Annotated in this window: 28 protein-coding genes and 1 pseudogene; 18 read left to right on the top strand and 11 right to left on the bottom strand. The window is 65.6% G+C overall.

Going from position 1 to position 21,483, the window contains the following annotated elements; genetic code table 11:
* Window positions 1–188: 188 nt before the first annotated feature.
* Complete coding sequence (locus tag ACFOWB_RS10045; RefSeq protein WP_261405062.1) at window positions 189–548, top strand: hypothetical protein; 360 nt, start codon at window positions 189–191, stop codon at window positions 546–548.
* Window positions 549–647: 99 nt separating this feature from the next.
* Here ACFOWB_RS10045 and ACFOWB_RS10040 read toward each other — a convergent pair whose 3' ends face one another.
* From ACFOWB_RS10040 to ACFOWB_RS10025, 4 genes are all read right to left on the bottom strand, one after another.
* The gene (locus tag ACFOWB_RS10040) at window positions 648–1,427 is read right to left on the bottom strand and encodes a molybdopterin-binding protein (protein ID WP_261405063.1); all 780 of its coding nucleotides are present in this window, start codon (window positions 1,425–1,427) and stop codon (window positions 648–650) included.
* A complete protein-coding gene (locus tag ACFOWB_RS10035; RefSeq protein WP_378147069.1) occupies window positions 1,424–2,242 on the bottom strand; it encodes a cytochrome b/b6 domain-containing protein in 819 nt (272 codons plus the stop codon). Before ACFOWB_RS10035 ends, ACFOWB_RS10040 begins: the two co-directional genes overlap by 4 nt.
* Before the next feature lie 145 nt (window positions 2,243–2,387).
* The gene (locus ACFOWB_RS10030) at window positions 2,388–3,071 is read right to left on the bottom strand and encodes a metal ABC transporter permease (RefSeq protein ID WP_261405065.1); all 684 of its coding nucleotides are present in this window, start codon (window positions 3,069–3,071) and stop codon (window positions 2,388–2,390) included.
* A 148-nt stretch (window positions 3,072–3,219) separates the two neighbouring features.
* On the bottom strand, window positions 3,220–4,035 hold the full coding sequence (locus tag ACFOWB_RS10025) for an alpha/beta fold hydrolase (protein WP_261405066.1): 816 nt from the start codon (window positions 4,033–4,035) through the stop codon (window positions 3,220–3,222).
* Window positions 4,036–4,271: 236 nt separating this feature from the next.
* Here ACFOWB_RS10025 and ACFOWB_RS10020 point away from each other — a divergent pair, with 236 nt between their 5' ends.
* From ACFOWB_RS10020 to ACFOWB_RS10005, 4 genes are all read left to right on the top strand, one after another.
* A complete protein-coding gene (locus ACFOWB_RS10020; RefSeq protein ID WP_261405067.1) occupies window positions 4,272–4,718 on the top strand; it encodes a hypothetical protein in 447 nt (148 codons plus the stop codon).
* Between the two features lie 194 nt (window positions 4,719–4,912).
* A complete protein-coding gene (locus ACFOWB_RS10015) occupies window positions 4,913–5,461 on the top strand; it encodes an HWE histidine kinase domain-containing protein (protein WP_261405068.1) in 549 nt (182 codons plus the stop codon).
* A gap of 85 nt (window positions 5,462–5,546) precedes the next feature.
* Entirely contained in the window at window positions 5,547–5,900 is a 354-nt protein-coding gene (locus tag ACFOWB_RS10010; protein WP_378147063.1) for a response regulator, read from the top strand.
* 136 nt (window positions 5,901–6,036) lie between these two features.
* Window positions 6,037–6,369 (top strand): DUF202 domain-containing protein, encoded by a 333-nt coding sequence (locus ACFOWB_RS10005; protein WP_261405069.1) that lies wholly within the window; start codon window positions 6,037–6,039, stop codon window positions 6,367–6,369.
* 3 nt (window positions 6,370–6,372) lie between these two features.
* On the opposite strand, the gene ACFOWB_RS10000 is transcribed toward ACFOWB_RS10005, so the two are convergent.
* On the bottom strand, window positions 6,373–7,464 hold the full coding sequence (locus tag ACFOWB_RS10000) for a molybdopterin-dependent oxidoreductase (protein ID WP_261405070.1): 1,092 nt from the start codon (window positions 7,462–7,464) through the stop codon (window positions 6,373–6,375).
* 85 nt (window positions 7,465–7,549) lie between these two features.
* On the opposite strand from ACFOWB_RS10000, the gene ACFOWB_RS09995 reads away from it, so the two are divergent.
* From ACFOWB_RS09995 to ACFOWB_RS09975, 5 genes are all read left to right on the top strand, one after another.
* The gene (locus ACFOWB_RS09995) at window positions 7,550–8,113 is read left to right on the top strand and encodes an RNA polymerase sigma factor (protein ID WP_261405071.1); all 564 of its coding nucleotides are present in this window, start codon (window positions 7,550–7,552) and stop codon (window positions 8,111–8,113) included.
* Window positions 8,110–8,886, top strand: coding sequence for an anti-sigma factor (locus ACFOWB_RS09990; protein ID WP_261405072.1), 777 nt, complete (start codon window positions 8,110–8,112; stop codon window positions 8,884–8,886). Before ACFOWB_RS09995 ends, ACFOWB_RS09990 begins: the two co-directional genes overlap by 4 nt.
* A 73-nt stretch (window positions 8,887–8,959) precedes the next feature.
* A complete protein-coding gene (sorA, locus tag ACFOWB_RS09985) occupies window positions 8,960–10,174 on the top strand; it encodes a SorA family sulfite dehydrogenase catalytic subunit (protein WP_261405073.1) in 1,215 nt (404 codons plus the stop codon).
* Between the two features lie 11 nt (window positions 10,175–10,185).
* Window positions 10,186–10,488 (top strand): SorB family sulfite dehydrogenase c-type cytochrome subunit, encoded by a 303-nt coding sequence (gene sorB / locus ACFOWB_RS09980; protein WP_261405074.1) that lies wholly within the window; start codon window positions 10,186–10,188, stop codon window positions 10,486–10,488.
* Between the two features lie 74 nt (window positions 10,489–10,562).
* Window positions 10,563–10,700, top strand: a complete 138-nt coding sequence (locus tag ACFOWB_RS09975) for a hypothetical protein (protein ID WP_261405075.1) — start codon at window positions 10,563–10,565, stop codon at window positions 10,698–10,700.
* Between the two features lie 24 nt (window positions 10,701–10,724).
* Here ACFOWB_RS09975 and dps read toward each other — a convergent pair whose 3' ends face one another.
* The 5 genes from dps to ACFOWB_RS09950 all read right to left on the bottom strand — a co-directional run bounded on the left by dps (window position 10,725) and on the right by ACFOWB_RS09950 (window position 15,018).
* The gene (gene dps / locus ACFOWB_RS09970; protein WP_261405076.1) at window positions 10,725–11,279 is read right to left on the bottom strand and encodes a DNA starvation/stationary phase protection protein Dps; all 555 of its coding nucleotides are present in this window, start codon (window positions 11,277–11,279) and stop codon (window positions 10,725–10,727) included.
* A gap of 112 nt (window positions 11,280–11,391) precedes the next feature.
* On the bottom strand, window positions 11,392–12,543 hold the full coding sequence (locus ACFOWB_RS09965; protein ID WP_261405077.1) for a TDT family transporter: 1,152 nt from the start codon (window positions 12,541–12,543) through the stop codon (window positions 11,392–11,394).
* A 24-nt stretch (window positions 12,544–12,567) separates the two neighbouring features.
* The gene (locus ACFOWB_RS09960; protein ID WP_378147057.1) at window positions 12,568–13,062 is read right to left on the bottom strand and encodes a hypothetical protein; all 495 of its coding nucleotides are present in this window, start codon (window positions 13,060–13,062) and stop codon (window positions 12,568–12,570) included.
* A 139-nt stretch (window positions 13,063–13,201) separates the two neighbouring features.
* Window positions 13,202–14,599 (bottom strand): YVTN family beta-propeller repeat protein, encoded by a 1,398-nt coding sequence (locus ACFOWB_RS09955; RefSeq protein ID WP_378147055.1) that lies wholly within the window; start codon window positions 14,597–14,599, stop codon window positions 13,202–13,204.
* On the bottom strand, window positions 14,596–15,018 hold the full coding sequence (locus ACFOWB_RS09950; protein ID WP_261405083.1) for a DUF305 domain-containing protein: 423 nt from the start codon (window positions 15,016–15,018) through the stop codon (window positions 14,596–14,598). The genes ACFOWB_RS09955 and ACFOWB_RS09950 overlap by 4 nt, the downstream gene beginning before the upstream one ends.
* Window positions 15,019–15,191: 173 nt before the next feature.
* On the opposite strand from ACFOWB_RS09950, the gene ACFOWB_RS09945 reads away from it, so the two are divergent.
* The 7 genes and pseudogenes from ACFOWB_RS09945 (at window position 15,192) to ACFOWB_RS09915 (ending at window position 20,682) form a co-directional block, all read left to right on the top strand.
* Window positions 15,192–15,605 carry a nuclear transport factor 2 family protein gene (locus tag ACFOWB_RS09945; protein ID WP_378147052.1) on the top strand — a complete coding sequence of 138 codons (414 nt, stop codon included), beginning with the start codon at window positions 15,192–15,194 and terminating at the stop codon, window positions 15,603–15,605.
* A gap of 18 nt (window positions 15,606–15,623) precedes the next feature.
* Window positions 15,624–16,127, top strand: a complete 504-nt coding sequence (locus tag ACFOWB_RS09940) for an RNA polymerase sigma factor (RefSeq protein ID WP_271204381.1) — start codon at window positions 15,624–15,626, stop codon at window positions 16,125–16,127.
* A 2-nt stretch (window positions 16,128–16,129) separates the two neighbouring features.
* Complete coding sequence (locus ACFOWB_RS09935) at window positions 16,130–16,906, top strand: anti-sigma factor family protein (RefSeq protein WP_378147320.1); 777 nt, start codon at window positions 16,130–16,132, stop codon at window positions 16,904–16,906.
* 19 nt (window positions 16,907–16,925) lie between these two features.
* A complete protein-coding gene (locus ACFOWB_RS09930) occupies window positions 16,926–17,810 on the top strand; it encodes a LysR family transcriptional regulator (protein ID WP_378147049.1) in 885 nt (294 codons plus the stop codon).
* Window positions 17,807–18,451, top strand: a complete 645-nt coding sequence (locus tag ACFOWB_RS09925) for a uracil-DNA glycosylase family protein (RefSeq protein ID WP_261405087.1) — start codon at window positions 17,807–17,809, stop codon at window positions 18,449–18,451. Before ACFOWB_RS09930 ends, ACFOWB_RS09925 begins: the two co-directional genes overlap by 4 nt.
* A 182-nt stretch (window positions 18,452–18,633) precedes the next feature.
* Window positions 18,634–20,147: pseudogene (locus ACFOWB_RS09920) on the top strand (PAS domain S-box protein).
* Between the two features lie 133 nt (window positions 20,148–20,280).
* Complete coding sequence (locus ACFOWB_RS09915; RefSeq protein WP_261405088.1) at window positions 20,281–20,682, top strand: PRC-barrel domain-containing protein; 402 nt, start codon at window positions 20,281–20,283, stop codon at window positions 20,680–20,682.
* A 63-nt stretch (window positions 20,683–20,745) separates the two neighbouring features.
* Here ACFOWB_RS09915 and ACFOWB_RS09910 read toward each other — a convergent pair whose 3' ends face one another.
* A complete protein-coding gene (locus ACFOWB_RS09910; protein ID WP_261405089.1) occupies window positions 20,746–20,970 on the bottom strand; it encodes a hypothetical protein in 225 nt (74 codons plus the stop codon).
* 242 nt (window positions 20,971–21,212) lie between these two features.
* Here ACFOWB_RS09910 and ACFOWB_RS09905 point away from each other — a divergent pair, with 242 nt between their 5' ends.
* Window positions 21,213–21,395 (top strand): CsbD family protein, encoded by a 183-nt coding sequence (locus ACFOWB_RS09905; protein WP_378147046.1) that lies wholly within the window; start codon window positions 21,213–21,215, stop codon window positions 21,393–21,395.
* Window positions 21,396–21,483: the final 88 nt, after the last annotated feature.

Genomic DNA, 21,483 nt, shown 5'->3' with positions numbered 1-21,483 from the left:
TCGTCTACAGACCGCAGCATGGCCACCATCCGCACGTTGAAGCGTAGGGGAGCAGGTCGACCAAGGCAGAAGTTTTGCCTTTTACGACTTCGTTCCATCGTCGTTGCAGACCAAGCGATTAAATAAAAATCAGATTACGGAAACAAAACCCTTGGCTTCTTCGTAATGTCTATATCGATGCATTCGAATTGCGCTCAAAGCTCAGTCCCGTCACGCAGAATAAAAATCAGGCGGTACGCAGCATTATAGGTGAGGACACTATGTTTCGTCAGCTTCCGATTATCGCGATCACCGCGGCGCTTGGGCTCGTCGCCGCCACTGGCGTCGCGTCCGCTCAGGCCACCGGCACCGAAAACAACGCGACCTCTGGATCCATGAAGGGGTCCGACATGAAAGGCTCCGGCTCAGACATGAAAAATTCCGAGATGAAGGGTTCTTCGTCGGGCTCCATGGAGATGAAGGACAAGTCCTCGTCAGACATGAAGCCGACCGGCCAGATGAAGGACGACCAGATGAAGTCGACGCCGAACTCGTCAATGCAGAAGTAATCTCGTCAGTCATGCCCCCGCGGCCGGATACGTCCGGCGCGGGGGCGCGATTTGCGGTCGTGGGTTGAAAGGCCGTCATGCTCGGTCGCGGCCAGGCCGTCAAATGCCCGCGTACCACGCGTAGCCGTTGTCTTCCCAGTAGCCGCCGTTTCCGCCGCCGACGCCATCCAGGCTCGCGACGACCTCCACCACCATGACGTACTTGGCCATCTTGTAGCCCAGTTGCCGCTCGACCCTCAGGCGCAGCGGCGCGCCGTGCTGCACGCTCAGCGGCGCCCCGTTCATCTCATAGGCGAGGATCGTCTGAGGGTGGACGGCGTCGACGAGATCGACGCTCTCGTAATAGCGCACCGGCGAGCCGTCATTGGCTTCCTCCATTGTGTCGGCGCATCGGAATACGACATAGCGCGCCTCGGGCTTGAGGCCCGCGCGATCGAGCAGCGCGGAGAGCGGCGCGCCCGTCCATTTGCCGATGCAGCTCCAGCCTTCCACGCAGTCATGCCGCGTGATCTGAGTCCGAGCCGGCAGACCTCTAAGGTCGTCGAGCGACAGGCGCAGGGGCGTTTCCACTAGTCCCGTAACTTCGAGCCTGAAGTCCGCGAACCCGTTCGCGGCGAGCGCCTTGTATGGCGCGTCGACCGGGTCGATCGTGCCGTTCGGCTTGAACCACGGCGATATGTCGGCTTCCGCATATTCACGCGCCAGCGTCGTCTTGCTCAACATCAGGCGCTGGACGAACAGATTGGCGTCGTCGCCGGCCTTGAGCGCCCGGCTGAACCACGGCGTATCCGCGAGCTGGTCGCACCCTCCTAGGCTCGCCGCGCCGACCGCCGCGGTCGCACCGAGCAGCAGCGCGCGTCGATTGAGACCGCCGGTCATGCCTCGCCTCCGGTCTGGGCGCGGGGAGATTCTGCGCCGGTTTCGATCGAAAACCAGCCCGTCACCATGCCTCGCAGATTGTTCCAGACGCCTGAGACCAGAACCATCGCGACGTGAACGAAGACGAACAGCACGAGCAGGTTGGCGATGACGAAATGGATCGTCCGGGCCGACCGGCGTCCGCCGAACAGGTCGAGGATCCAAGGGGCCGCCGCGTTGAAGCCGGGCGAGAGCGCAAGTCCCGCGAGGATCTGGGCGGGCAGCAGGCCGAGCACCACGATGAGGTAGGTCAGCTTCTGCAACGCGTTGTAGCGGGTCGCCTCCTCACCCTTCGGAAAGCGGAACGCCAGATGCTCCCGCAGCGTCGTGCCGAAATGCCGAAGCTGGTCGCGGCTTGGAATCAATCGGCGGCCGAGTTGCCCGGTCGCGACGCCATACGCCAGATAGACGAGACCGTTCAGCAGGAAGATCCAGGCGAACAGAAAGTGCCAGCGACGGCCGCCCGCGAGATTTTGCTCGGTCGGAAGAGTGGACCAGCCGGGAAAACCTCGTTCGGCCGGCTCGCCGGCGCTGTCTTTCGACAGCCCGAGGACGCCGGTCGTATCGAAGGTCCGGCCGAGGAGCGTGGTGACGCCGCGCGGCGGATCCGTTTCGGTGGCGGTCATCGACACGAGCGGTGTGTCGAATGTCGAGACCTCGCCCCAGTAGAGCGCCGGATGCGCGTTGAAGATCTGGAGACCGCTCGCCAGAAGCACCGTCAGACACACGACGTTGATCCAGTGGGCTGCCCGGATGACCGCGGGGTGACGGAACACCCAGCGCCGCCCTTCCGCAGCACGCGCCTGAACCAGTCCATCTTGGGTCTCGCTTGAAGCCACGTTCGCTCCTCGATGGACGAAGGCTGCATCCAGTCTGTTCGACCAGACGCAGCCATGTGTTACGCATCGCGCCAGTTGCGCCTCACATGGGCGGGACGACGCCGTCCTTACCGACCGCGACCATCTTGCCGCCGAGCGTCGCGCCGTCTCGCGTCGTGACGACGAAAACCGGCGCGCCCTTCATCGCGATCGCCTTGTCGGCCTTTTCAAACGCCACGATCGGCGCGCCCTGCGGCACCAGCACCGTCTTCGACTGGCCGCCGTCATATGTGACTTCGAAGGTCTTGCCGCCGCCGCTGGCCGAGCCGGACTTTACCGAGCCGTTGGTCATCGAGCTTTTGACGGTCGCTCCGGACTTCGGCGTTTTCACCGAGCCGTTCGTCATCGAACTCTTGGTCATCGACGTCGCGCCGCCGGCCGTTGTGTCCGCGATCTCGTCCCAGGCGTAGTGGCCTTCGCCCGTTCCCCGCATCTCCTCCGGGAAGATGACCACCTCAAGCGCCGTCGGTGGATTGTCGCCCTTGGTCGCCGTGCCGATGAACTTGCCTTCGTCGACATTGTCGAGGCTTGATTTCACCACGTTCACGAACGCGGTTTCAGGCTTCAGAGCGATCTCCTGCATGGTTCCGTCGCGGGTCTTGACCGTCAGAGAGGTGTCGGTCGCGCTTTCGATGGTCCCACGAACACGGACGAGCTCGGGCGCCGAATAGGCTGAGGCCGAAAGGGTCAGCAGCGCCGCCGCGGCGATCATTGGCAGTCGGATCATGATCAGTCTCCCTATGGTTGCCGCAGTAGATGGCGCTCCGAAAAAAGAATGCGATTAAATCGCGCGCAATATTTATTGGAAGAGCGCTCGGCCATCAGGGTCCGGCGCTGTCGCGTAGCGGCCGGACCCTGACGCATCTCAGCTGAGTTCAGCCGATGAACTGGATCAAATCGCGGTTCAGTCGCTCGGGGTCGGTCGCGAACAGCCCATGGGGCTCGCCGTCGTACTCGATGTATGTCGAGCCTGGAATGCCCGCGGCCGCCGCCTTGCCGCTCGGGGCGATCGGGACGGTCGCGTCCGATGTGCCGTGGATGACAAGCGTCGGCTTGGTGAAGGACTTCAGGTCCGGGCGGAAGTCCGTTCGACCGAAGGCGTCCACGCAGTCGAGCGTCGCCTTGGGGCTCGCCATGAGCGCGAGCGTGAAGGTCCAGTCGAGCAGCGCCGAGCTCACCGGGCGCGAGATCACGCCGACGCCATAAAACTGCTTGGCGAACGTCTGGAGGAAGGCGAAGCGATCCTTGCGGATCTCGCTCTTCATGTCCTCGAACACGCTCGCGTCAACGCCGTCGGGGTTGCTGTCGTCCTTCAGCAAGTAAGGGACGACCGAGGACACCAGCACGGTCTTGGCGACCCTGTCAGAGCCGTGTCGAGTAAGGTAGCGGGCGATCTCGCCACCGCCCATCGAGAACCCGACGAGATTTGCCTCGCGGACGTCGAGCTTGTCGAGCACGGCCGCCAGGTCGTCGGCGAAGGTGTCGTAGTCGTATCCTGTCGCGGGATGCGCCGACTGGCCGAAGCCGCGGCGGTCGTAGGTGATGACCCGGTAGCCTGCCTCGAGCAGCGCCAGCGTCTGGTACTCGAACATGTCGCCCGTCAGCGGCCAGCCGTGGATCAGGACCACGGGCTTGCCCGCTCCGGCTTCCTTGACGTGCAGATGCGCGCCGTCTCGCGTTTCGATGTGCATGCGTTCTCCCTGGTGCAGTCCTGCGCCAGGCAGATCCCGGCTTCGGATCACAACGTCAGGGGATGGCGAACGTTCTTCGGGGTTTGCTCGCGCAGGTCGGTGCGCTCGTCACGTCGACCTAGCTGGCCGGTCATCGCCGCCATGCGCGCAGCGCCTTCAATTGCCTCGTGCGCAATGATAGATGAGGTTTGAGGTTTCGGCCTCGATCTTCATTCATTGCTACGACCGGTGCGGATGTGACCCTCGCCCATGACCTGGATGGGTCGACCCAGTCTGAGCCGTTTGTCGTGCCTGGCTTCCTGTCGGACGGCAGCCGAATGTCGCGCGAGATCAACGCGTTCGATTGGGCCCGAACGTCGCTCGGCCCCATCTCGACCTGGCCCGCTTCTCTCAAGATGATCCTGCGCCTCGTCCTGCGGTCAGAGCAGCCGATGTGCTTCTGGTGGGGCGAGGATCTCTTGAGCTTTCACAACGACGCCTACGTGCCAATGCTCGGCGGCAAGGCCGACCGCACGCTCGGCCGTCCAGGTCCAGTCGTCTGGAAGGAGGTCTGGTCCGATGTACAGACGTTGATCGACGACGCCTTGTCGGGGCGCTCGCGGCGGGTGGAAAACCTTCCGCTCAAGACTACCCGCAACGGGATCGAGGAACTACCCACTGGAGCTTCACCTACAGCCCTCTGACGGACGAGAACGATCAAGTCCGCGGCGTCCTGAACATTGTCACAGAGACAACGAGTTCCTACGGCACGAGCGTCGCGCTCGAGAAGGCTAATGTAGATCTCGCTCATGGCCTCGACGTCGCCCAGGCGCACATCGAAGAGCAGTCACGCGCCGAGCGCCGCCAGCGCCTTCTGCAACGCGAACTCGTCCACCGCATGAAGAACACGCTCGCGATGGTGCAGGCCATCGTCAGCCAGACGCTGAGGAACTCCGACGACCCGAAGATCGCCGGCGACATCATCGCCGAACGGCTTTCGGCCTTGTCCCGCGCCCAGGACATTCTGACCGAAACGAGCTGGACGAGCGCGGCGGTGGAGCTTGTGGTCGGCCGAGCGATCTCGCCCCACGCGGACGGATCGAGAATTCGCTTCCAGGGGCCGAAGTGCGAGCTCTCCGCCCAGCAGTCGCTCGGACTTTCGCTTGCCCTCCACGAACTCGCGACCAACGCCGCAAAGTACGGCGCGCTCTCGAACGGCGAGGGCTCCGTGGAGATCGTCTGGGACAGTCGTCCGGATCGCTCGTTCACTTTCCGTTGGAAGGAACACGGCGGCCCGGCCGTTTCCCCGCCGACGCGTCGGGGGTTCGGATCGCGGCTGACCGAGCGGATCGTGGCGGGCTATTTCGCGGGAGACGCTCGTCTCGCCTATGAGCCCGACGGCGTTCTGTTTGAACTCACCGGCGAACTCGACGAGTCCCTTAACTGATGGTCAGCCATGATCAGCGCAACTTAATGCCACCGGGGGTCGTTGCGTAACCATGACAGGCACACCCCCCTCCGCGACCCGCGTCGTGCTGGTCGTCGAGGATGATCCGCTGGTGCGGATGAGCGCCGTCGACATCGTCGAAGACGCCGACTTCGTCGCCTACGAAGCGCGGAACGCTGATCAGGCGTTGCGGATGCTCGAAGCTCATCCCGAAATTTCAGTGCTGTTCACAGACATCGACATGCCGGGAACGATGGACGGGCTCGCCCTGGCCCATGCCGTCAGGCAGCGATGGCCTCACATGACGATCATCATCGCTTCCGGACACATCAGGATTGAGAAGGGCGACATGCCCGACGACGGGGTGTTCTTTCCGAAGCCCTATGCATCGTCGACGATCCGGCGAGCGCTGGAGCGGGTCGCGCCACGCCTCCACTGAACAGTTCGGGCAGGCCGCCATCTTCGTCGTCGGGGCGCTGATGTGAACCCCGCGATTGGGACTGAACAGAGTCCGCGTGTCGATGATGACTCCTGAGCCCCCCGTCAGTCCCCCTCACCATGCCGAGAATCCTCAGGTGCGCCTGGCGGAGGACCGGACGATCCTGGCCGCGGAGCGGACCTACGCCTCCTGGCTCAGGACGGGACTTTCCTTCCTGGTCGTCGGGCTCGCGGCGCAACGCTTCCTTCGCGAGGTGCTGCCGGGCTCGCCGCTCCTGATCATCTCGCTGGCGATGATCCTTTGCGCAATCGTCTGCTTCGGCTCCGCGGCCTGGCGCGACGCGGAGGTCCGAAAGCGGTTGGGAGCGCGGACCGAGGTCCGCCTTTTGCCGCGCGTGATCGCAGCGGGGCTCCCGCTGTTCCTCATCATCTCGTCGGCCGTATCAGCGGCGTTCCTTGCGACGCACTGATCGTCAGGTGACCGTGACGGTCACGCGGTGCCAGCATGACCCAAGGTAGCCCTTGAAGTTCCAGACATGCTCGGGGCGCGAGGGCTGTGTCTGTCCGGCGGCGTCCCACGCGCGGACGACCAGTTCATGCGCGCCTGGCGCCAGATCGAGCCTCGTCGTCCAGAACATCCACGCAAAGGGCGCATCGGGGTCACCGCTGAGTTCGGCTTGCGTCCAGCTTTCGCCGCCGTCGGCCGAGACGTCGACCCGCCGGATGAGCCGGTCGCATGCGACTGCATAGCCGCGGACCGTCGTCTCGCCGGCCGGAAGCTTGGCGCCAGCCGCCGGCTCGCAGATGGCGGCGTTGATCGGCAGCGCTTCGATCGCCGGAGCGTCGCTCGGGTCGGCCGTCTCTTTGCTCAGATGAGACGGAAATAGCTTGTAGTCCTCCGCCTGCATTGGATTGGAGGAGGGGGCGTCCTGGATCGTGATCGAGGCGAGCCACTTCGGACTCCGGACGCCCGCGAATCCCGGCACGACCAGACGCAGCGGCCTTCCATGCTCGGCCGGCAGAGGCGCATCGTTCATGTGCGTCGCCAGCAGCGTGTCGGGATCGAGCGCCTTCTCCATCGCGATCGAGACGCCGAAGCGAAATCGTTCGCCGTCCTGCTCCACCACGTCGTGGCTCTCGAAGGCGACATGCAGTTCTTGCCGCTCGTCGACGCCCGCGGCTCTCAGCACGTCGCAAAGCGCGATGCCGGTCCAGCGGGCGTTGCCGATCGCGCCTGGCTCCCAGGGATCGCCGGACACCGGGCGATGGCGATGAAGGTCGGCGCGCCGGTTTCCGGCGCATTGCATCGTCGCGATGACCGATCGGTTGGGGAACCGCTCCATGAGCTCGGCCAGCGTGAAGCTGAGTTCCGTCGCGACCATCCCTCCGACAGTCAGCCGATAACCGTCGGCCTCGAGATCGGGGATGTCGCCATGGCTGCGGACGTAGAAATTCTCCTCCGGCGTCAGGAAAGATCGGCGAAGCCTGTCCAGCCTTGGCTCGGCATTGAACGGCGCCTCGCTGTGAACGATCTGACCGGGCTTTCGATGAGATTTGTCGAGCATGGGCGCCTCACATTCGAGGTGCAACGGCCGGCGAGCCCAAAACGATCCGGGGCGCATGGCTTGCTCCGTAATGCCCTGACGCCAGATGCTGGCATGGAAGCGGACGTCAGATCCGCCTTGGGAGGAGCGCAGCCTGGGCGACGTCGTCGAACAGTGCCTGAGAGAGAGCTGGAGCCGACTCTACGGCTATGCGGTGAGCCTGTGCGGCGACCGGGAGGCGGCGCGCGACCTCATCCAGTCGAGCGCGGTCAAGGCGCTCGACACGAACGCTCCTCCCAGAGAACCCGCGGCCGCGCGAGCCTGGTTGTTCCGGGTGATGCGGAACGACTGGATCGACAGGGGGCGCAGGGCGACCGTGCGGGCGGCGGACCGCGAGCCGGTCGAACCGACCGAGGGGCCGTGGGCCTATGAAGACGCCCGGATCGCCGCCATTACGGTGCGGCAGGGGCTCGACCGGCTTGAGCCCTATCAGCGCGAGATCATCGAGCTGGTCGATCTTGCAGGGTTCCGTTACGCCGAGGCCGCCGAGATTCTGGAGGTGCCGGTGGGCACGGTGATGAGCCGTCTCTCGCGGGCCCGGCTCGCGCTGCTCGAGGCCATTGAGGGCGGAAAGGTGATGCCTCTGGAACGGAGCCGCGGAACGCGATGACAACGATAGGCTGGGACGAGATCAACGCCTATGTGGACCGCGAGCTCGACGCGTCCGCATCCGCCGCCGTGGCGGCGGCGATCGCGCGCGACCCGTCGCTCGCCGCCCGCGTGGCGACGCTGTCGAAACTGAAGGCTGAAGCCGTCGGCCTTCCCGCACCGACTGAAGCCCCGCCGTTTCCGGCCCGCCCGGCAGGGCGGCGCCCCGTTGCGTCATGGCGGCCGCTCGCGCTCGCGGCCTCCATCGCGCTGCTGCTCGCCGCCGGGGCGGGCGCGTGGCTCTCCCGGGCTCCGGGCGCCGATCCTCTCGCTGCGACCGTCGCGGCGGAGCGCGGCTGGCTGGCGGGCGCCACACCGGAGGCGTCGGGCGCAGGCGTGCGCGTCGCCGTCGAGACCGGCGCCAGCAGCAGCCTGCCGGACCTGTCGGCGGCCGAACTCAGGCTCGCCTATCTCGCGGCGGATCCTGTCTCTGACGGCCGCCGCGGGCTGTTCGCGGGCTATGTCGGTCCCCATGGCTGCCGGCTGGGCCTCTGGATTGGTCGGGGCGCAGCTCGTTCGGCGCCCGAGGCGGTAGACGTGGGCGACGTGCGCGTGCGCCGCTGGTCGGCGGACGGAGCGTCCTATGCGCTGATGAGCCGAGGGATGGACCCGCTCCGGCTCGATCGTTTCGCAGCCGTGATTGCCGATCTCGCAAGTCCCGGCCGCACGCTGGACGATGGGCTCCGCATCGCGCTGAAGGAGGCCTCGACGTCCGGCGGCGCCTGTACCGGCTGATCAGCCTGGAATAATTCGAAGCCCGACTGCGTCTTCTCTTTCACGGGGAATATGTCCCCGCGAGGAGACGACCATGTTCGACAGACGACGGATGCTGAAATCCGCCGGCGGCATGGCGCTTGGGTTTTCAGGGCTTGCGATCGCTGGATCGCCGCTGAAGGCCTTCGCGGCAGAGACCGTCACGCTGCCCTTCGCCAATGGCGAGCGGAAGCTCGTGCAGTATCCGGGCAAGCGCCCGCTGATCCAGCTTACCGCTCGCCCGCCGCAGCTCGAGACGCCGTTCTCTGTGTTCGACGAGGGCGTCCTGACGCCGAACGACGCGTTCTTCGTGCGCTATCACCTCGCCGGCGTACCGCTGTCGATCGATCCGGCGGCCTACAAAATCGAGGTGAAGGGCAAGGTCGACACGCCGCTGTCGCTCTCGCTCGACGATCTGAAAAAGATGGACGCGGTCGAGATCGTCGCGGTCCACCAGTGCTCCGGCAACAGCCGCGGCTTCGTCGACCCACGGGTCGCCGGCGGTCAGCTCGCCAACGGCGCGATGGGTAACGCCAAGTGGAAGGGCGTGCCGCTCAAAGCCTTGCTCGACAAGGCGGGCGTCCAGGCCGGCGCCGTGCAGGTCTCGTTCGACGGGCTCGACAAGCCGGTCATCCCGGCGACGCCCGACTTCGTGAAGGCGCTCGAGATCGACCACGCACGCGACGGCGAAGTGATGCTCGCCTACCAGATGAACGGCGAGGACCTGCCCTGGCTGAACGGTTTTCCGGTGCGCCTCGTCGTGCCCGGGCGTTTCGGCACCTACTGGGTCAAGCATCTCGCCACCATCACGGTGCTGGACCAGCCATTCGACGGCTTCTGGATGAAATCCGCCTACCGCATTCCCGACAACGACTGCGCCTGCGTCGAGGCGGGCGCCAAGCCCGACAAGACCAAGCCGATCGGGCGCTTTAACGTGCGCTCCTTCGTCACCAACGTGCTCGACGGCGCGAAGGTGAAGGCAGGCGACGCCGAGCTCCGCGGGATCGCGTTCGACGGCGGGAACGGGATCAAGTCGGTCGAGACCTCCGTGGACGGCGGCAAGACGTGGGCTCCGGCGAAGCTCGGCGAGGACCTCGGCAAATACTCATTCCGCCAGTGGACCTCGAAGGCGACGCTGCCCTCCGGCGAAGCGACCATCATGGTCCGCGCCACCTCGAACGGCGGCGAGACGCAGCCGACGTCCGCGCGCTGGAACCCGCCCGGCTACATGCGCAACGCGGTCGAGGCCACCCGCGTGACGGCGGCGTGAGGGAGGATCGGATGAGACATTTCACAATCGCCCTCGGCCTCGTCGGAGTGCTCGCCGCAGGCGCGGCGTCGGCCGAACCGAAAACCTACCAGCTCCCGGACGAGACGGCAGAGTTCAAGCAAGGACCCGGCGTCGAGGCGGCGCAGGACAACTGCATGTCCTGCCATTCGGCCGACTACATCAACGCCCAGCCGCCAAAGAAGGGCCGCGCGTTTTGGGAGGCTGAAGTCACGAAGATGATCCACACCTACAAGGCGCCGATCGAAGAGACCGACGCCAAGGCGATCGTCGACTACCTCGAGAAGACCTACTGAACGTACCGAACGAAAGCGCCGGCGCGGAGTTGGTCTCCGGCCGGCGTGACGTCGCGCCTTATGCAAGGAACCTCATGACCGATCCCCAGATCACCGAGACCACGAACGAAGCGCGACAGGGCGAGACCAGCGGTCACATGCGCTGGGTGTTGCTGGTCTCGATCGTACTGGCGATCGTGGCCGTCGCCGCCATTTGGCTCTGGATCGTCTGAAGGCACTTCACGCAAATCGACGCCTCAGCGCTTGCCCTTGCCGTCGCCGTCGCGCATCTCGCCGGTCGGTTCCTGGACGTGGGCCTCGAGGAACCAGAGCTGTTTGTCGACGGCGCGCGACACCTCGGTGAAGAGATCCGATGTGCCCGCGTCGCCCGCCTCATCGGTCTGATCGACGTTCTCCCGGATGGCGTTGGCGTAGGCCGCATAGCGGTCAATGAGCGCTGCGATGTGGTCGGCGATCGCGTAGGCGTCGGTCGGATAGGGCGCGAGCGCCGAGCGCTCGGCGACCTCGGTCGCGGTGCCGATCGCTGTCGCGCCGAGCTGAACGGCGCGTTCGGCGACCTTGTCGTTCAGGTCGTCGAGTTCGTCGCGGAACCCGTCCAGCATCAGATGGACGCCGATAAAGTCCGGTCCCCTGAGGTTCCAGTGCGCCTGCTTCACCGCCAGCGCTAGATCGATCCCGTCTGCGAGACGCGCGTTCAGCAGTTCGATCGAGACCTTCCGCGCGTTCGAGGGGGTCGCATTGCGGGTCTTGTGGTCGTGGATCGCCTTGCCAGTCTTGGTCTTGGTGGACATGTGTCTCAGCCTTCTTCGAATGTTTGAACTTGGATCTCGGTCGGTCGATGGGATGACAGGCTCGTGATGTCGCGACCACAACGAGCGCAGGAACGGCTTGTTCCCCTGTCCGTCAGGCGCTCTTCAGGCAAGGCGCCACGAACAGGTCGCCTCGCCAGGCGCCGCGGACGGTGCGGGCGCCGACGATCAGCCAGAGGCACGCGAGCGCCGCGAACAGGACGACGCCGAAGCCGTGGATGGCCGGGATCGGCAGGACGCTTCCGAGCCTGAGTGTCGCGACCGCGTAAACGCCGAGCGGAAAGGTGTAGCCCCACCAGCCGAGGTTGAACGGCAGACCCTCGCGCAGGTAGCGGAACGTGATCAGCAGCGCCATCGCGAGCCACCACAGGCCGTAACCCCACAGCAGCAGTCCCGCCACGAGCCCGACGCCCTCCGCGATCTGGCCGAACTGGCCGAGCCCGTTCGTCGCGAGTATTTCCGGCGCGGCGTGGCCGAGGACGAGCATGCCGAGCGCCCCGGTCCCGATCGGGCCGAGCGCGAGCCAGCTCGTCGTCGCCATCGAGACATGCGGCAGGTTGTGCAGGACCATTCTCAGCAGCAACACCACCAGCATGCTCATGGCGAGCGGCACGGAGAGCGACCACAGGACGTAGGAGACGACCAGCACGTCGAGCCGAAGCGAGGCCTCAGTGAGATGCGGGATCAGCAGGCCGCCCGAGACCGCTGCGACCTCGCAGGCGACCACCGGCAGCAGCCAGACCGCCGTCATCTGCTCAATCGAGTGCTCCTGGCGGGTGAACATCATGTAGGGGATCGCGATCCCGCAGACGATCGACAGGGCGACGTCGATCCACCACAGCGCGTGGGCGATCCCGACCGCGGCGTCTCCCCAGCGCGCGACGCCGAAGATGAGGAAACCGTTGATGATGGTTGCGAGGCCCATCGGGATGCAGCCGAAGAACATCGACACGACCGAATGCCCGAAGATCCGCCGCGCGCCGTCGAAGAAGAAGATCCAGCGCGCAGCGTAGAGGCCCGTAAACAGCGCGAACAGGCCGATGTTGAAGAGCCAGAGCCCTTCGGCGATCGCCATCAGCGCCGGAACGTCCTTGCCGAACTGCGACAGCGCGATCGAGAGGATGCCGGTTCCCATCGTGGCCGCGAACCAGTTCGGCGTGAACTGGCGCACGACCTCGCGGGGGTTGTCGAGGCGCGACAGCGGATGGATGCCGGTCGCGACGAGGCGGGCCTGTTCGAAGGTCATCGGACGCTCCTCGTTGGTCTCTGATCAGATGGTGGGGTCGGCGGCGACCGCGGCCATATGGGCGACGACGAGGATTGCGGTTCCGCCGATCGCGAGCGCGATGGCTAGCGATCCGACCTGCCAAAAGGCTGCGCGTCCGCTGATCCGCCCCGTCGCGATGTCGGCCTCGCCGTTCCAGAACGCACGGAAGCTGCGGTCCTGTTCGCGCTCCGGCTCCATGTTGCGGCCCATGAAGGCCGGAAGCGCCATGCCGCTGAGGAACATCACGCTGATCAGCACGACGAAGGCGAGAACGAGCGAGGTCGCGCCTCCCGCGAATGTCGCGCAAGCGGCGAGGATAAGCCGCGAATAGGCGGCAAGAGGCGTCCAGATCGCGAGCGGATGGATGCGGGTGTCGGGAAGGCGCGGCGCGTCCGCGAGCGGGCGGGCGACGTCGGACGACGTCCGCACGATCTTGCGGCGATCGATCGCCCGCGCGGTGGGTTCGCGTGGGGGAGCCTGAAAAGCGACGGCTGTCATGGCGGCTCTCCTTGTTTGCTGGCGGGGCACTCAGTGCGTCCCGGCTCATGCATGAAAGGTAGAAACCGCCATCCAATCGTTCCAACGAATAGTTTGGCACGTTTCATTCGCTTAAAACGAATGAACGTGCTGTGTTGGATCAGCCGCCGCTGAGCGCTGGGACACCGTCCGCCTTGGCTTTCTCACCTTCGACGACCCTGAACTTGACCGACTTCGCCTCGCCAGCCGCGGCCTTGCCGACTGCGCGGACCGGGCCCACCGCGGAGGCCATCGCCGCGCCCTTCTCATTGGTCTTGAAGGCGACCAGCGGCTCATCCGTTCCCTCGACGAACAGGGCGTAAGGCGTGTCGGGCTTGAGCTTCGAGGCGCTGATCTCGAGAATGTCGATCAGGCCGAGATTGCGCGAGACGACCTGCCCGGCGCCCATCGAGCCTTCGGGGGCCTTCAGGTTCAGCGTCAGGTTCTCGGGCGCTTTCTTCAGCGGCGTCAGATTCTCCGCACCGCCGCCCGGCGCCGCGCCCGGCACGTAGATCAGCGCCTGCGGGGCCTGGCCGATCGGCATATGCGCCACCGCCTTGTTGCTGGCGGCGTCGATCACGTCGACGCCGTCGCCGTTCTCGAGCCCGACATAAAGACGACTGCGGTCTCCGCTCGCCCAGATCCCGTGCGGCAGCGCGCCGACCGGGATGGTGGCGATGAGCTTCGCCTCGTCGTCGGTCGTATAGACCTTTACGACGTTCTCCCCGCCGATCGTGACATAGGCGAGCGTCTTGTCTCCGGATTTGCCGAAGGCGAGATGGTTGGAGATCGGTCCGGAGTCGATGACGCCCTTCACTTCGAGCGCCTTGGCGTCGATCCGCGTGACCTTGCCGACGTCCTTGTGCGTCATCCAGGCTTCCGACCCATCCGGCGTCATCTGGACGAAGGGCGAGAACGGCGAGACCACCTTGATCTCTTTGACAATCTTTTTGGTCGCGACGTCGATTACATCGAGCTGGCTGTTGAAGCTGTTGGCCACGAAGGCGAGCTTGCCGTCGGGCGCGAAGATGGTCATGCCCGGGCCGCTCGTCGTCTTGATCTTGCCCGTCTCCTCAAAGGTGTTCGGGTCGATCACCGCGAGATGGTCCTCGCCGCGAACCGTCGCCCACACCTCCTTGCCGTCCGGCGTGAAGAAGGCCTCGTGCGGGTTGCGGCCGATATAGGCCGTGCCCTTCACCTTATTGGTCGCCGCGTCGATGAAGGTGACCGAGTTGGTCACGGTCGAGACCGCGACCAGCGTCTTGTGGTCGGGCGAGAAGCCGAGGCCATGGACGTTGACCTGGCCCTTGTAGAGCGGGCTCAGCACGTTCGGCCGCGGGTCGCCCAGCTTGATCTGGCCGAGCGTCTCGTTCTTGACCGGATCGATCACCGTCACGGTGTTGGAGTTCTGGTCGGCCGTGTAGACGCGGTCGCCCTCCTGCGGCAGCGCGAAGGCTTCCGTCGAGGTGAGAGCGGTCGCGGCGAGAAACGCCGCGGCGACGAGGCGCGTTCGGGTCATTTCGAATCCTTGGGCTGGGGGATTTCGGCCTTTGCGGCCTGCGGCTTGGCGGCGAGGAGCCGCGTCATCAGGTCGATCTCGTACTGCTGCTCGACGATGATCGACTGGGTGAGGTTGCGGATCTCGGGGTCGTCGGTCGCGAGCAACGCGGCTTTCGCCATGTCAACCGCGCCCTGATGGTGCGGGATCATCTGGGAGAGGAAGTCGTGGCGCGGGTCGCCGTTGGTCGGCGCCTGCATCATCCCCGCATGCATGCGGTCCATAGCCTTCGCGGTCGCATCGGCGTAGGCGGCTGCCTTCGGATCCTGAGCGCCCGTCGGCGTCGCATGCGTCATGGCGCTGTGGTCGTGCAGGCCTTCTGCGCCAGCGGGCGACGCCAGCGCGAATAAGGACAATGCGAGCGGGATCGCGATCCGCATGAGGTCTCCTCTTCAAGATCGATGTTGCGAGGAGGGACGCCAGCGGGTCCGCGACCATTCCATCACGGACGCGTGAACGATGCGGTCGCAGAAATCTTTTCAGGCGCTGGGAATAGCGGGCGTCGAGGCGGCGTCTCTCGGCTCGTCAGTCACTTCAACCGACGGAGCCCCTCATGCGCATCGCACTCGCCGCTACCGCTCTCTTGCTCGCGACCCCTGCCTTCGCGGGTCCCGCGGAAGAGATGTCCAAGTCCCGCATCGACGCGATCGCCAAGGGCGACGTCATGACCGTCCAGTCGGCCTATGCCGACGGCGCGACCCTGCACTGGGTCGGCGGTCCGCTCGACGGCGTTTACACAGGCGCGGACAAGCTCAAGACCGTCTGGACCAAGTTTTCGACTGCGCAGGGCGAGCAGACCGCCAAGGTCGCATCCGTCTCCGAGGCCATGAACCCGAAGGGTTCGACGGTCACAGCCGACGTCACCTTCTCGGGCAAGAACGCCGTCAAGGTGCGCTATGTCATGGTCTGGCGCGAGGGCAAGCTCGCGGACGAAATCTGGCAGGTGAACCCGAACGCCGCCTACTGACCGCCGGAGCGCATCGCCTTGGACGAGGCCGCCGCCCTTCTCGAACCACTGATCCCGCAGTTGAGGCGCTACGCCTATGCGATGACGCGGGACCACGAGAGCGCCGACGACCTCGTCCAGGACACGCTCGAGCGCGCGCTGTCGCGCTGGGCGCTGCGCCGGCGCGATGGCGATCTGCGCGCCTGGTTGTTCGCGATCGAGCGCAATCTCCATGTGAGTTCGATCCGCACTCGACGCCGCCGACCGGAAAGCGCGCTCGACGCCGCCGACGAGCCGGGCGGCCCGGCGACGCAGGAGGCCGGGCTCGCGGCCCGGGACGCGCTCGAGGCGCTCGATCATCTGCCGGAAGACCATCGCACTGTGCTTCTGCTGGTTGGCGTCGAAGACCTGACCTACGAAGAGACCGCGCGCGTGCTGGACCTGCCGGTCGGGACCGTCATGTCGCGGTTGTCGCGCGCAAGGACACGCCTCAGGGCGCTGATCGAGACCGGCCGCTCCGGCTACCTGAGGAGAGTGAAGTGACGATGCCGGGCGCCCCTGTTGGCGACGACGATCTCGCCGCCCTCGTGGACGGACGCCTTACGCCCGAACGCCGCGCCGCGGTTGAGGCCTGGCTCGCGGAACACCCCGACGCCGCCGCCCGTGTCGAGGCGGACCGCAGCCAGCGTGATGACCTGCGCGCGCGCCTCGCGTTCAAGGTCGAGGAGCCGATCCCGTCGAGGCTGAGGATCGCGAACATCCGCGCCGCTCGCCGCGCGCGCAGCCTTGGTCAGCTTCGCGCCGTCGCAGCCGCGGTGGCGCTGGTCGCGCTCGGCGGCGCAGGCGGCTGGGTCGCCAAGGACGTCGCGGGGACGGGCCAGGGCGCAAGCTCTTCGCCCGTCGCCTTCGTGTCCGACGCCGTTGGCGCTTATCGAACCTTCGTGGTCGAGGTCGCGCATCCCGTCGAGGTCCGCGCCGGCGACGAGGCGCATCTGATCACCTGGCTTTCGAAGCGCATCGGCAAGCCGCTGAAGGCGCCCGACCTTACCGGCTTCGGCTTCCGCCTGATGGGCGGGCGCGTCCTTCCCGCAGGCGCGGGCGCCGCTGCGATGCTGATGTATGACGATGACGCCGGCACGCGTCTCACCGTCTATGTCCGCGCCGACAAGGGCGCCGAGACCGCGTTCACGTTTCTGCGCGAGGGCGAGGTCGCCACGTTCACCTGGCTCGACCGCGGCTTCGGTTTCGCGGTCTCGGCCAAGGCCGACCGCGACCGACTGCTGCCGATCGCCGAAGCCGTTTACAAGGACCTGGGCGCGTGACGCGCCGGGTCCCGAGAAAATGACGCTCGAGCAGCTCCGCATCTTTGTCGCTGTCGCCGAACGCGAGCATGTGACCAAAGCCGCGCAGGACCTGAACCTGACGCAATCGGCCGTCAGCGCTGCGGTGTCGACGCTCGAGGCGCGCTACGCCACAAAACTTTTCGACCGCGTCGGGCGCAGCATCGTGCTGACGGAAGCAGGAAGAATGTTTCTCGGCGAGGCGCGCAGCGTGCTCGCCCGCGCCTCGACCGCAGAGCAGGCGCTGACAGATCTCTCTGGCCTCAAGCGCGGACGCTTGGCGCTCGCGGCAAGCCAGACGGTCGCGGGATACTGGCTCTCTCCGCTGATCCACGACTTTCGGCGCGCCTATCCAGGCGTCGAGGTCAGCCTCCAGATCGCCAACACCGACGATGCGGCGGCGCTCATCCGCAACGGCGAGGCCGATGTCGGCATCGTGGAGGGCGAAATCGACGATCCGCTTCTCGCTTCCGAGACGGTCGCCGAGGACGACATGGTCCTGGTCGTCGCGCCGGGACATCCATGGATCGGATCAGCCCCGAGTTCGGGCGAGGATCTCATCGCCTCGGAGTGGACTTTGCGTGAGCCGGGCTCGGGCACGCGCGCGATCTTCGAGGCGGCCATCGAGACGGCTGGAGTCTCAATGGAAAAGTTCGACGTCATGGTGCTCGCCTCTAACGAAGCGGTGCGCTCTGCCGTCGAAGCCGGCGCAGGGGCGACGGTGCTGTCGCGCCTGGTCGCCAAATTCTCGATCGCGACCGGCGCGTTGGTCGTCGTGCCGTTCCAGCTCCCGACGCGCCGCTTCCTGTCGCTGCGGCATCGCGAGCGCCACGTCACGAAGGCCACGCAGGCTTTTCTCGACATGCTCCAAGACGGGAAGACGTGACCTCGGGACTTCTCGACAACGCCGTGGCGATCGCGGAGCGCGCCGACGCGTTGGGCTTGCCTCACGTCGCTCCGCTCGAGGCCTACGCGGAACTTCTGCGCCAGCGCCACGGCAACGTTCCGCATTTCGATCCGTTCGACGGCGGGGTCGGCGCCCGCCTGCTCGTCCTGCTGGCGACGCCCGGGCCGAGCACGGCGTTGATCCGTTTCACGTCCCGGGACAATCCCACCGGCACTGCGCGAACGCTTCGACGGCTGTTCGACGCCTCGGAGATAGATCGTCGCGAGACCGTGCTCTGGAACGCCGTGCCCTGGATCCTGCCTCGGAGGGGAGCCCAACTTGGCGTGCCCCGAAAACGCGATATCGGGTACGCGCGCCTGTCACTTCGGGCGCTGCTGGAGCTCCTTCCTCAGCTCGAGGCAATTCTCCTTCTGGGCAGGGTAGCCTCTGAAGTTGCGTTGTCTTCATTCGTTGAGAGCGCGCATCCCGTCGTCATCGTCGCCCCACACCCGAGCCCAGCGAACCTCGCGGCGAACCGATCATTTGGTGACGAGCTTGAGCGTCGCTTCGGTCAGGCGGCCAAGGCGTTGATCCGAGACGACCAGACACCTGAATACGTTCTCCGCAGAGACGCCACGTAGCTGACCTTGAGGACGTCCGTTAAGGTCAATCTGTCGAGCTGCGGGAAACCGCTCGGCGCCAGCACCTGCCATTTCACACGGCGCCGAAAGCGGACATCGAGGTGTCGATGCTCAAAAGGTGGCGTTCGTCATTGGTTTCTGCGAGGCGTTGACCCGCGGTCGCGACCGCGGGAGTTTTCGAGATGACGCCCATTACGGGGATCCGTACGGACCGAGCAGCTCTTCAGCAGGTGATCGCCGGATTGACCGACGGCATCGTACTGATCGAACCAGACGGCGCATCGCCTGGGCAAACGACGCCGCGCTTGCGATGCATGGCACCCAAGACATCGCAGGGCTTGGCTCAGACGTTGACGGCTACCGCCAGCGCTTCCGGCTTCGCTTCAGAAACAATCATCCGCTGCCCGCCGGCCGTTACCCGATCGACCGCGTGGTCGCCGGCGAGACCTTCTCGGACGTGACCGTGGAAGTGTCACCGGCCGCAGACCCCGAGCGGACATGGGTTCACACGATCCGCAGCCTCGTCGTGGTGAACGAGGCGGGAGACCCGGATCTCCTTGTGCTGATCATCAAGGACGAGAGCGAGCACTACGAGGCCGAGGACCGGTTCGAGAGCTCGTTCAACGCCAATCCCGCGCCCGCCCTCATCTGCCGTCTTGAGGACCAGGTCTTCGTCCGCGTGAACCAGGGCTTCATCGATATGACGGGCTACGACCGCGGAAACGTCGTTGGCCGCACGGTGAAAGAACTCGACATCTTCTCGACCGCCCCGGACCGCGACATCGCATATGAACGGCTGGGCGAGGGACGCGTGATCTCACAGATGGAAGCCGAGGCGCCGCTTCCCGGCGGCGGAGGGCGTGCGGTCATCGTCGCGGGCCAGCCGATCGACGTCGAAGGCGTGGCCTGCATGCTGTTCACCTTCGCCGACCTCGAGGGACGCCGGAAGGCCGAGAGCGCGCTGAAGGAAAGCGAGCGGAGGTTCGCGTCTTCGTTCCGCCTCTCTCCGGTCGCGGAAGCGATGTCGAAACTCAAGGGCTGCGTCTTCACCGAGGTCAACGACGCGTTCGTGCGGCTGGTCGGGCGGCCGGTCGAAGAGATCGTGGGCCGCAGCGCGGCGGACTTTCATCTCTGGGAGGACGTCGGCGAACGCCGCGCCCTGGAGGCCGCCATCAAGGACGCGGGCGGGGTGGATCAGCACCCCATGCGCCTCAGGGCGAAAGACGGCTCGTTGCTCGACTGCGTGGTCTCGGCCGAGACCGTGGCGATTAACGACGAGGACTGCGTGCTCTGGGTCATCCAGGACGTGACCGAACGCAAAAAGACCGAGGACGAGCTGATCGTCGCGATCGAAAGCGTCATGGCGGACACCTCCTGGTTCAGCCGCAGGATCGTCGAGAAGCTCGCAGGCCTCAGGCAAACGTCGCGTCCGTCGAAGTTCATCGCCTCGACCGCCGAACTCGCTGACCTCACCGACCGCGAGCGCGAGATCCTCGGCATGATCTCGGAGGGGTTGGACAACGCCGAGATGGGCGAACGCCTGAGGCTGTCGACCAATACGATCCGCAACCATGTGGCGTCGCTGTTCCGGAAGATCGGCGTGAATCGCCGCGCGGCCGCGGTCGTATGGGCGCGAGAGCGTGGCATTTCCGGCCTCGCTTCCGCGTCCGTGAAACGCCCGCGTTCGCGCAGATAGATCCTACAGGACTAGTCGGACTGGTCCTGCCGTCCATTACGCGAACGGGAGGAGATCTCCAAATCCGGACAGAGGCGATCGGCGGCCGCCATCCGGCGGCTGACGGTTCGCCGTATGAGATTGGGAGACGACCATGAAGACGATCATCGCCGGAGCGGTTCTGGCCGCAGCGCTGTCCTCGACCGCTTATGCTCAAGACGTCGCGATGAAGGCGGTCGCGTTCAAATCGGTGGAGAAGACCGACAAGCAGGCGTTCGCCTCAAACCTCGTCGGCCTCGACGTCTACAACAACGCCAACGAGGACGTCGGCGAGATCAAGGACGTGGTGATGGGCGCCGACATGAAGGTCACTGGCCTCGTCATGTCGGTCGGCGGCTTCCTCGGCCTCGGCGCGAAGTACGTGATCGTGGATCCGAGCTCTGTCGTCGTCTCGCACGACGACGCCAAGAAGGAGTGGACCGCAAAGGTCGACGCCACCAAGGAGCAGCTCACGGCTGCGCCCGAGTTCAAATACGAGGGCAAGTTCGACGACTGATCGAACGCCCGCCGACACCTGAAATCGTCCGCATCCTATGGGTGCGGGCGATCTGTCGTGGGTTCAGGCCGGCTTCGTCAGCAGGCCATTGATCAACGCCCACAGCGCCTGCTGTTCCGGCCCGTTCCCTGCGAGAAGAAACAGCGGCAAGGTCACCTCGGTCGAGGCGCCGCCCGACGGTATGTTCGCCTGATGGCGGACGAAGGGCTGGCCCGTCGCGTCGTCTTTGACCAGCGACCAGCGGTCTCCGTTTTCACTTGCGTACAAGCCGATGTTTTCCGCGGACATTCAGCGCTCTCCCAATCTCGCCAGACGCGATTATCGCGGCTGATCGCTGTCCGCGCGCCGCCGGCCGAGCGATCATTATCGGCTCCTGAGCCGGCCGCGTCGGATCTTCCGAGAAAGGTCCTTCAGGACCAATAGGACTGGTCCTGCCGTTTCTGTAACGACGCCGCTCAAGTCCTTAACTCCCCTCAGCGACGGACGATCCCGCCATCCCGGCGGTTTCGTCAGAAACGTGGGAGACGACCATGGACAAGAACCGCATCGAAGGCGCCGCCAAGGAAGCCAAGGGCTCCGTGAAGGAAGCGATCGGCAAGCTCACGGGCAACGAAGCGACCGAAGCCGAAGGCAAGGCCGACAAGGTCGAAGGCAAGGCGCAGGGCGCTGTCGGCAAGGCAAAGGACACAGTCCGCGACGCCGTCAAGAAATGACCATCTGAGCCAACGCGCTGGGCGAGACGTCGATGGCGGCGTCCCGCAGGACGGCGCGCCCGCGTGCGCGGCCGTTCGGACTGCGAGG

Source organism: Chenggangzhangella methanolivorans (genome assembly GCF_042648545.1).
In the GTDB taxonomy this organism is placed as follows: domain Bacteria; phylum Pseudomonadota; class Alphaproteobacteria; order Rhizobiales; family Methylopilaceae; genus Methylopila; species Methylopila methanolivorans.
The sequence above is the reverse complement of the archived record's forward strand: the minus strand, read 5'-3'. Positions and strand labels throughout refer to the sequence as shown.

Excerpts from the sequence above, each read along its gene's own strand:
- ACFOWB_RS10040 (WP_261405063.1), bottom strand. The coding sequence starts at position 1,427 with ATGACCGGCGGTCTCAATCGACGCGCGCTGCTGCTCGGTGCGACCGCG.
- ACFOWB_RS09960 (WP_378147057.1), bottom strand. The coding sequence starts at position 13,062 with ATGACAGCCGTCGCTTTTCAGGCTCCCCCACGCGAACCCACCGCGCGG.
- ACFOWB_RS09955 (WP_378147055.1), bottom strand. The coding sequence starts at position 14,599 with ATGACCCGAACGCGCCTCGTCGCCGCGGCGTTTCTCGCCGCGACCGCT.
- ACFOWB_RS09950 (WP_261405083.1), bottom strand. The coding sequence starts at position 15,018 with ATGCGGATCGCGATCCCGCTCGCATTGTCCTTATTCGCGCTGGCGTCG.
- ACFOWB_RS09915 (WP_261405088.1), top strand. The coding sequence starts at position 20,281 with ATGAAGACGATCATCGCCGGAGCGGTTCTGGCCGCAGCGCTGTCCTCG.
- ACFOWB_RS09945 (WP_378147052.1), top strand. The coding sequence starts at position 15,192 with ATGCGCATCGCACTCGCCGCTACCGCTCTCTTGCTCGCGACCCCTGCC.
- ACFOWB_RS09965 (WP_261405077.1), bottom strand. The coding sequence starts at position 12,543 with ATGACCTTCGAACAGGCCCGCCTCGTCGCGACCGGCATCCATCCGCTG.
- sorA (WP_261405073.1), top strand. The coding sequence starts at position 8,960 with ATGTTCGACAGACGACGGATGCTGAAATCCGCCGGCGGCATGGCGCTT.
- ACFOWB_RS10000 (WP_261405070.1), bottom strand. The coding sequence starts at position 7,464 with ATGCTCGACAAATCTCATCGAAAGCCCGGTCAGATCGTTCACAGCGAG.
- ACFOWB_RS09995 (WP_261405071.1), top strand. The coding sequence starts at position 7,550 with ATGCTGGCATGGAAGCGGACGTCAGATCCGCCTTGGGAGGAGCGCAGC.
- ACFOWB_RS09910 (WP_261405089.1), bottom strand. The coding sequence starts at position 20,970 with ATGTCCGCGGAAAACATCGGCTTGTACGCAAGTGAAAACGGAGACCGC.
- ACFOWB_RS09990 (WP_261405072.1), top strand. The coding sequence starts at position 8,110 with ATGACAACGATAGGCTGGGACGAGATCAACGCCTATGTGGACCGCGAG.
- sorB (WP_261405074.1), top strand. The coding sequence starts at position 10,186 with ATGAGACATTTCACAATCGCCCTCGGCCTCGTCGGAGTGCTCGCCGCA.
- ACFOWB_RS09905 (WP_378147046.1), top strand. The coding sequence starts at position 21,213 with ATGGACAAGAACCGCATCGAAGGCGCCGCCAAGGAAGCCAAGGGCTCC.
- ACFOWB_RS09935 (WP_378147320.1), top strand. The coding sequence starts at position 16,130 with ATGCCGGGCGCCCCTGTTGGCGACGACGATCTCGCCGCCCTCGTGGAC.
- ACFOWB_RS09930 (WP_378147049.1), top strand. The coding sequence starts at position 16,926 with ATGACGCTCGAGCAGCTCCGCATCTTTGTCGCTGTCGCCGAACGCGAG.
- ACFOWB_RS10025 (WP_261405066.1), bottom strand. The coding sequence starts at position 4,035 with ATGCACATCGAAACGCGAGACGGCGCGCATCTGCACGTCAAGGAAGCC.
- ACFOWB_RS10030 (WP_261405065.1), bottom strand. The coding sequence starts at position 3,071 with ATGATCCGACTGCCAATGATCGCCGCGGCGGCGCTGCTGACCCTTTCG.
- ACFOWB_RS09975 (WP_261405075.1), top strand. The coding sequence starts at position 10,563 with ATGACCGATCCCCAGATCACCGAGACCACGAACGAAGCGCGACAGGGC.
- dps (WP_261405076.1), bottom strand. The coding sequence starts at position 11,279 with ATGTCCACCAAGACCAAGACTGGCAAGGCGATCCACGACCACAAGACC.
- ACFOWB_RS10015 (WP_261405068.1), top strand. The coding sequence starts at position 4,913 with ATGAAGAACACGCTCGCGATGGTGCAGGCCATCGTCAGCCAGACGCTG.